General features: G+C 57.3%; 3 protein-coding genes and 2 pseudogenes. All 5 read left to right on the forward strand.

Features of this window, described 5'->3' with window-relative positions; translation table 11 throughout:
• Positions 1–378, forward strand: a 378-nt coding sequence (locus tag USDA257_RS32805; RefSeq protein ID WP_041415770.1) for an IS256 family transposase, incomplete at its 5' end; no start/stop codon positions are given.
• Between the two features lie 344 nt (positions 379–722).
• Positions 723–1,351 (forward strand): annotated as a pseudogene (nodS, locus tag USDA257_RS32810) (nodulation methyltransferase NodS).
• Positions 1,308–2,344, forward strand: a pseudogene (nodU, locus tag USDA257_RS38930) (nodulation protein NodU); the annotation flags it as partial. The pseudogenes nodS and nodU, both read left to right, overlap by 44 nt.
• 180 nt (positions 2,345–2,524) lie before the next feature.
• Positions 2,525–3,043: a carbamoyltransferase C-terminal domain-containing protein gene (locus USDA257_RS38935; RefSeq protein WP_354317289.1), complete on the forward strand. Its 519-nt coding sequence runs from the start codon at positions 2,525–2,527 to the stop codon at positions 3,041–3,043.
• 1,067 nt (positions 3,044–4,110) lie between these two features.
• Positions 4,111–6,291 carry a prolyl oligopeptidase family serine peptidase gene (locus USDA257_RS32820; protein WP_014857788.1) on the forward strand — a complete coding sequence of 727 codons (2,181 nt, stop codon included), beginning with the start codon at positions 4,111–4,113 and terminating at the stop codon, positions 6,289–6,291.
• The last annotated feature ends 157 nt before the right edge of the window (positions 6,292–6,448 follow it).

Genomic DNA, 6,448 nt, shown 5'->3' on the forward strand with positions numbered 1-6,448 from the left:
ATTCGCCCAGGTACGGCGGAATCTGCCAGCACGCAGTGGCGCAATGTTGCCGACCAGATAAGACCAAAAGTGCCGAAGCTCGCCGCCATTATGGATGATGCCGAAGAGGATGTGCTCGCCTACATGACTTTCCCGAAAGAGCACCGGGCAAAGCTGCACTCGACCAATCCAATCGAGCGCCTCAATGGCGAGATCAAGCGCCGCACCGAGGTCGTCGGCATCTTTCCCAACGACGAAGCCATTGTCCGCCTCGTCGGCGCATTACTGCTCGAGCAAAACGACGAATGGGCCGTTCAGCGGGCCAGGTATATGACACTTGAGACTATGGCGTCGATGAGCGATGATCCGCAAATCAGCCTGCCTGCAGTCGCACGCTGATATCCCCTCCGGCCCTTGCCGGAAAGCACGGCCATCAGGCGCGAGCTACACCACCCATCGGGACACCATCCTCTCAACGATCGGGCGACTACTCCAACTCTTCACTCCAGACGAATGCGATCAAGCCGAGCAGCCCCCAACACGCCCGCCCTTGGAGTGACCGGAACTGGCGAAACTTCCATAACCTGGATGTTTGGCATCACAAAAATCGATTTTACTTCGAGCGAACTCAAGGGCCCACAAGTAGCAGTATTGACGGAGCCATCGTTGCCGGCGACCGCTTTCTCGGGAATTCGCGTGCATTCCACGCCTCCGGATTCGCCTCGCTCTCCCCACCCAGCAAAATCGTGCACAGTGTTTCGGAGCCAAATTTGACGCGGGTCAACAACTATCATTTATTGCACCGTGAGCTGGCGGAGGAGGACCCATGGCGGCTCGACGCCAATGCGTTCGAGCAGGAGCGACATTCGCAGATGCTTCGGTTGTCGTTTTCCCAAGGTCCTATCACCAACGCACTCGAAGTCGGGTGCGCGGCCGGCGCATTCACGGAAAACTGGCGCCTTATTGCAAGCGGCTGACTGTGATTGATGTGGTGCCGCGAGCGATTGCTCGAACGAGGCAACGGATGAAGGAATCGTCTCACATCAACTGGATAGTCGCTGACGTTCGACAGTTCTCGACTCAGCAGCTATTCGATCTGATCGTCGTGGCCGAAGTTCTTTATTATCTCGAGGATGTAGCCGCGATACGCACCGCCGTTCACAACCTGGTGAGCATGCTGGCGCCAAGTGGGCACATGGTTTTTGGATCCGCAATCGATGCTAATTGCCGGCGCTGGGGGCATGTGGCCGGTACCGAGACCGTCATCGCGATGTTGAACGAAACGTTGATCGAGGTGGAGCAGCTTTATTGCCGCGGCGCATCGGTCAATGAAGACTGCTTGCTTTCCCGTTTTCAGAAATCGACTACCTGATTTGGATAGAGACACTAAGCGCGTCTGTGGCATCAAGTTAACCCATGACGGGGCTATCGCCGTTGTCGAGGATGGAAGGCTCGTCTTCTGTACTGAGCAGGAGAAGCGGAATAACAATTCGCGCTATCAAGAAATCAACAATCTCGATGCTGTTGTGGCGGCTCTGGCGGAAAACGGGGTCAATGCAAGAGATGTTGATCAGTTTGTCATCGACGGCTGGGACGGTGAGGCCGAGTCGCGGTTCAAGGTCCTCAGTGGGGAGACTCCTGTTATCCTCAGAGGCGCGCCTTACGTTGAACGTCACGCCGAGGGACTTCTCGATTGGATCGGCGGCTCCGGCCTCACACTTGGTGATCGGGTTTTTAGCTACAGAAGCTATCCGCATGTGACGAGCCATGTCGCCTCTGCATACTGCACCAGCCCCTTTGCCAAATCCGGAGACCCTGCGCTTTGCCTGGTGTGGGACGGCTGCATATTTCCGCAGCTCTACCATGTGGAAGGCAAGCGAGCCAGCTTCGTCAAATCCTTGTTCCCGGTAACAGGTCAGGCCTACGCTGCCGCGGGCCACTACTTCGGCCCCTATAAGCAGACGAGCCGCGGGGGCTGGGACCTTGGCGTTGCCGGCAAACTGATGGCCTTTATCGCACTGGGATCAGTTCACGTACGCATCGTTGCTGTGTTCCAAAAGCTCTATCAAGAACACTTTGCCGGCGATACTGCGCTTGCCTGCGCCTTCCGTGCGAACATCAACAACTCGGAATCCTCACTTGCGGCCGTGCACGATTTTTTCGCTGCGAGCGCGCTCCAATTGGGGCAGAGGCGCCCGAAGACGTGCTTGCATCGTCTCATTTTTTCCTCGAACGTCTCCTCGTTGACGAAATGGCGAACGCCTTGCAGCACCATCCCCTGCCGGGAGCACGCAATCTGTGCATAGCTGGCGGCTGTGGACTCAATATTAAATGGAACAGTGCGCTGCGCGAGACAGGCCTGTTCGATTCGGTTTGGGTACCGCCCTTTCCTAATGACAGCGGCTCTGCGATTGGTGCAGCCTGCTGTGAAATAGTGGCCCAGCAAGGGTTCGTGCCATTAGACTGGTCAGTCTACAGCGGCCCGAGCCTGCAAGCAGGCGAAGTACCAGCTGGGTGGCATGCTAGCCCGTGCAGCATCTCGGAAGTGGCCGCCATCCTCGCCAGCAACAAACCCGTGGTTTTCCTTTCCGGGCGCAGCGAGCTTGGACCACGGGCACTGGGAGGAAGAAGCATTCTGGCGGCTGCGACCTCGCCGGAAATGAAAGATCATCTTAACGAAATCAAATTCCGCGAACACTTCCGGCCAGTTGCGCCAATATGTCTGGAGGACCGTGCACCGGATATATTTAGTCCCGGAACGCCCGATCCATACATGTTGTTCGATCACCAGACGAAGATGCCGTGGCAGGACAAAGTTCCTGCAGTTGTACATCTTGACGGATCTGCGCGGCTGCAAACCATTTCTAGGAACTCTCAGCATAAGGTCGCCGAGGTACTTGTCGAATATGAAAAGCTCACGGGCATTCCGTTGCTTTGCAACACAAGTGCCAATTACCATGGGCGTGGCTTCTTCCCAAGTGCAGCCGCAGCCTGCGAGTGGGGCCGCGTTGAACACGTATGGTGCGACGGCATGCTATACAGGAAACCGTCCGCAACCGCGTGATCCTATCGGGCGCGGGCTTCGCGCAAGATACGTGTATGTCAACGCATAAGGTTGCTGCCCCACGGCGAAAGGTCACTCTTCCACTGGGGAGCAGCGAACTCCTGGATCGAATGTACAAGTTGAACTTCCGTTCGCCGTTTTCGATCTAACCAAACGCTCGTATATCATTGCGCAGGGCAGTTCCTATGAGCGCCCTTGGTACGAGCAGGCCTATGACGGTGGCTGGGGCGGTAAAAGGCTTGCCCGCGGTGCGCCGCTCCGCTGACAACCGAGATTGCAGCTCAAGCGCATTCCTCAGCCAGTCACAGGATAAATACGAACCCGTGAGCGACCGTTCTCTTCCAGCAACTCGGCCCTATAAGGCACGCCGCGGATGTTGATATATGTCGGGCGCCCGGCTTCCGGCATGAGGCGCTCGCTCTCTAGTGCACGGTCAAGGTAAGGTGGAAGCTTGCCTTGGACCGAACTGGTTTGGCAGTAGATTGATATCTACCAGTACGTCGATCACGACATTCTAGGCTGGTTCGGAGCCGTGGCGCCAATTCTCGCCAATGATAGGTCCGATATCCGGAAGCTCCTGAGGGGTCCCCGACGGCCTGATGAGCGACAGCGGTCTGGCGGAGGTGTCAATCGGCACTGAACTTTGACCCTTATTGGAGTGCGCCCTTGGGTGGACAGTCCGGGATGACGAATTGACCGGCCTACCAGGTTTTCGGAAAAATCCCCCGAGCTTGTTGACCAAATTGCCGCTGACGGCGCGGCTCTTCATACGCAGAAGCGCGGTTCTTCCACAAAGCAAGGCTGGGTGTCGACAATCCCGAGTCAACCCTATAGCGCGAACTCCCTGAAGTGCCGGATCCGACCGCGCCCGACGTCGTCCAACGCCGTTTCGCGGTTGCGACACACAGTGCCACTTCTCCTACAACGGCCTCCCAATGACCCCGAAAAAACCGGGCTGGCACAGCTCTTGCCCACACAGACTGGCACAGCTTTTGCTAAGAAGGGTGCGAAGCGGTTGATTTTAAACGCTTCCAATACGTTTATCGAGGCTTTCGAAGAGGCAAACCATGCTCACTACATTTCTGAACAACTTGATGATGGCGATGACTATGGTCACCATGACGGCTCCCGCCCAGCCCCAGATGACCACCGTCGCCACGGCGATTGATTCCAACCCCAACAAAGCTTCCAAGGACGCCTCCGATCCTCGCGCCTATCTGAACGAGATCGACGGCGACAAGGCGATGACCTGGGTCGAGGCGCATAACCTTTCGACCGTCGATAAGCTGTCGAAAGATCCGCGTTACAGCGAGTACCAGGCCGACGCTCTGACGATCCTACAGGCGACCGACCGCATTGCTTCGCCCAGCTTCGCGCGCAACGGGATGATCGACAACTTCTGGCAGGACGGCACGCACGTGCAGGGCCTGTGGCGGCGCACGACCTGGGAGTCCTACAGGTCCGGCAACCCGCAATGGCGCACAATTCTCGACGTCGATGCGCTATCCAAGGCCGAGGGCAAGACCTGGGTATTCGAAGGCGGGGACTGCCTGCCGCCCACGAGCAATCTCTGCCTCATCCGCCTGTCCGATGGCGGCAAGGATGCGGATGTGGTCCGCGAATTCGACATTGCCAAGGGTGAATTCGTTAAGGAAGGCTTCGTCCTACCCGAAGGCAAGCAGTCCGTGACCTGGGTGGACGAGAACACCATCTACGTGACCCGGGAATGGACGCTGGGTGAAGTGACCTCTTCCGGCTATGCCTACGTCACCAAGGTGGTAAAGCGCGGCCAGAGCTTGGATCAGGCGGTCGAGATTTTCCGCGGCCAAAAGAAGGACGTCTCGGCTGAGCGCGGCGTGCTACGCGACATCGATGGCAAGTATGTTATGGACACCTCGTATCGCGGCCTCGACTTCTTCAATACCGAACTAGCCTTTTACCCAAACGGCCACACCGATACGCGCAAGGTGGTCCTGCCCCTACCGACCACGGCCGTCTTTAGCAGCTACTACAAGGGCCAGGCAATCTATTGGTTGAAGTCGGACTGGACCTCGGCCAAAGGCACCGTCTTCCACAATGGTGCGATTATCGCTTTCGATCTCAAGGCGGCGCTCGCCGATCCAGCGCGCGTTGAACCGCTTGTGCTGTTCATGCCAAACGAGCATCAATCTGTCGCAGGCACTACCCAGACCAAAAATCGTCTCGTGCTGTCGATCCTATCGAATGTCACCAGCGAGGTGCGCAGCTTCGATTTCGGCAAGGGCGGCTGGTCGTCTTTCAAGCTGGCTCTGCCGGAAAATTCGACGCTGTCCCTGACGTCTAGCGACGATGAGAGCGATCAGTTGTTCGTCTTCTCAGAAGGGTTCCTCGAACCTTCAACTCTGTTTTGCGCCGATGCTGCAACCGGCCAAGTCGAGAAGATCACTTCGACCCCAGAACGCTTCGATGCCGGAGGCCTGCAAGCACAGCAGTTCTGGGCGACCTCGAAGGATGGAACGAAGGTTCCATACTTCCTCGTAGCGCGCAAGGACGTCAAGCTGGACGGCACGAACCCGACCATCCTCTATGCCTATGGCGGTTTCCAAATTCCAATGCAGCCCAGCTATTCGGCGGTGCTCGGCAAACTGTGGCTGGAAAAGGGTGGTGCCTACGCGCTCGCGAATATCCGCGGCGGCGGCGAATTCGGCCCGAAATGGCACGACGCCGGTTTGAAGACAAATCGTCAGCGCGTCTATGACGACTTCCAGGCCGTTGCGCAGGACCTGATCGCCAAGAAGGTTACTTCGACACCGCATCTCGGGATCATGGGGGGTTCGAACGGCGGCCTGCTCATGGGCGTGCAAATGATCCAGCGCCCCGACCTGTGGAACGCAGTCGTGATCCAGGTGCCGCTTCTCGACATGGTCAATTTCACCCGCATGTCGGCAGGAGCCTCCTGGCAAGGCGAATATGGCAGTCCCGACGATCCGGTTGAAGGCGCCTTCCTGCGCTCGATCTCGCCTTATCACAACGTCAAGGCGGGCGTAGCGTATCCGGAACCCTTCTTTGAGACTTCGACAAAGGATGACCGCGTCGGCCCAGTGCACGCGCGCAAGATGGCCGCCCTGTTCGAAGACATGGGCCTGCCCTTCTACTATTATGAAAATATCGAGGGCGGTCATGCCGCCGCCGCCAACCTGCAGGAACACGCCCGCCGCTACGCCCTCGAATACACCTACATGTTTCAAAAACTCATGGATAATAAGTGAGTGCGTAAAGCCTTAGAGCCTGACCGAAAAAGAGTTGAGTGAAATCAGCCAGTTGTGATTCTGTTTGTTTGCTTAGGACGAACGGAGACCACAATGGGCTGGACTGATTTCACCCGTCGGCAATATGCCCGACGCGCAAGGCGGTATGCAAGCGAGG

This window comes from Sinorhizobium fredii USDA 257, assembly GCF_000265205.3.
Taxonomy (GTDB): domain Bacteria; phylum Pseudomonadota; class Alphaproteobacteria; order Rhizobiales; family Rhizobiaceae; genus Sinorhizobium; species Sinorhizobium fredii_B.

Excerpts from the sequence above, each read along its gene's own strand:
- USDA257_RS32820 (WP_014857788.1), top strand. The coding sequence starts at position 4,111 with ATGCTCACTACATTTCTGAACAACTTGATGATGGCGATGACTATGGTC.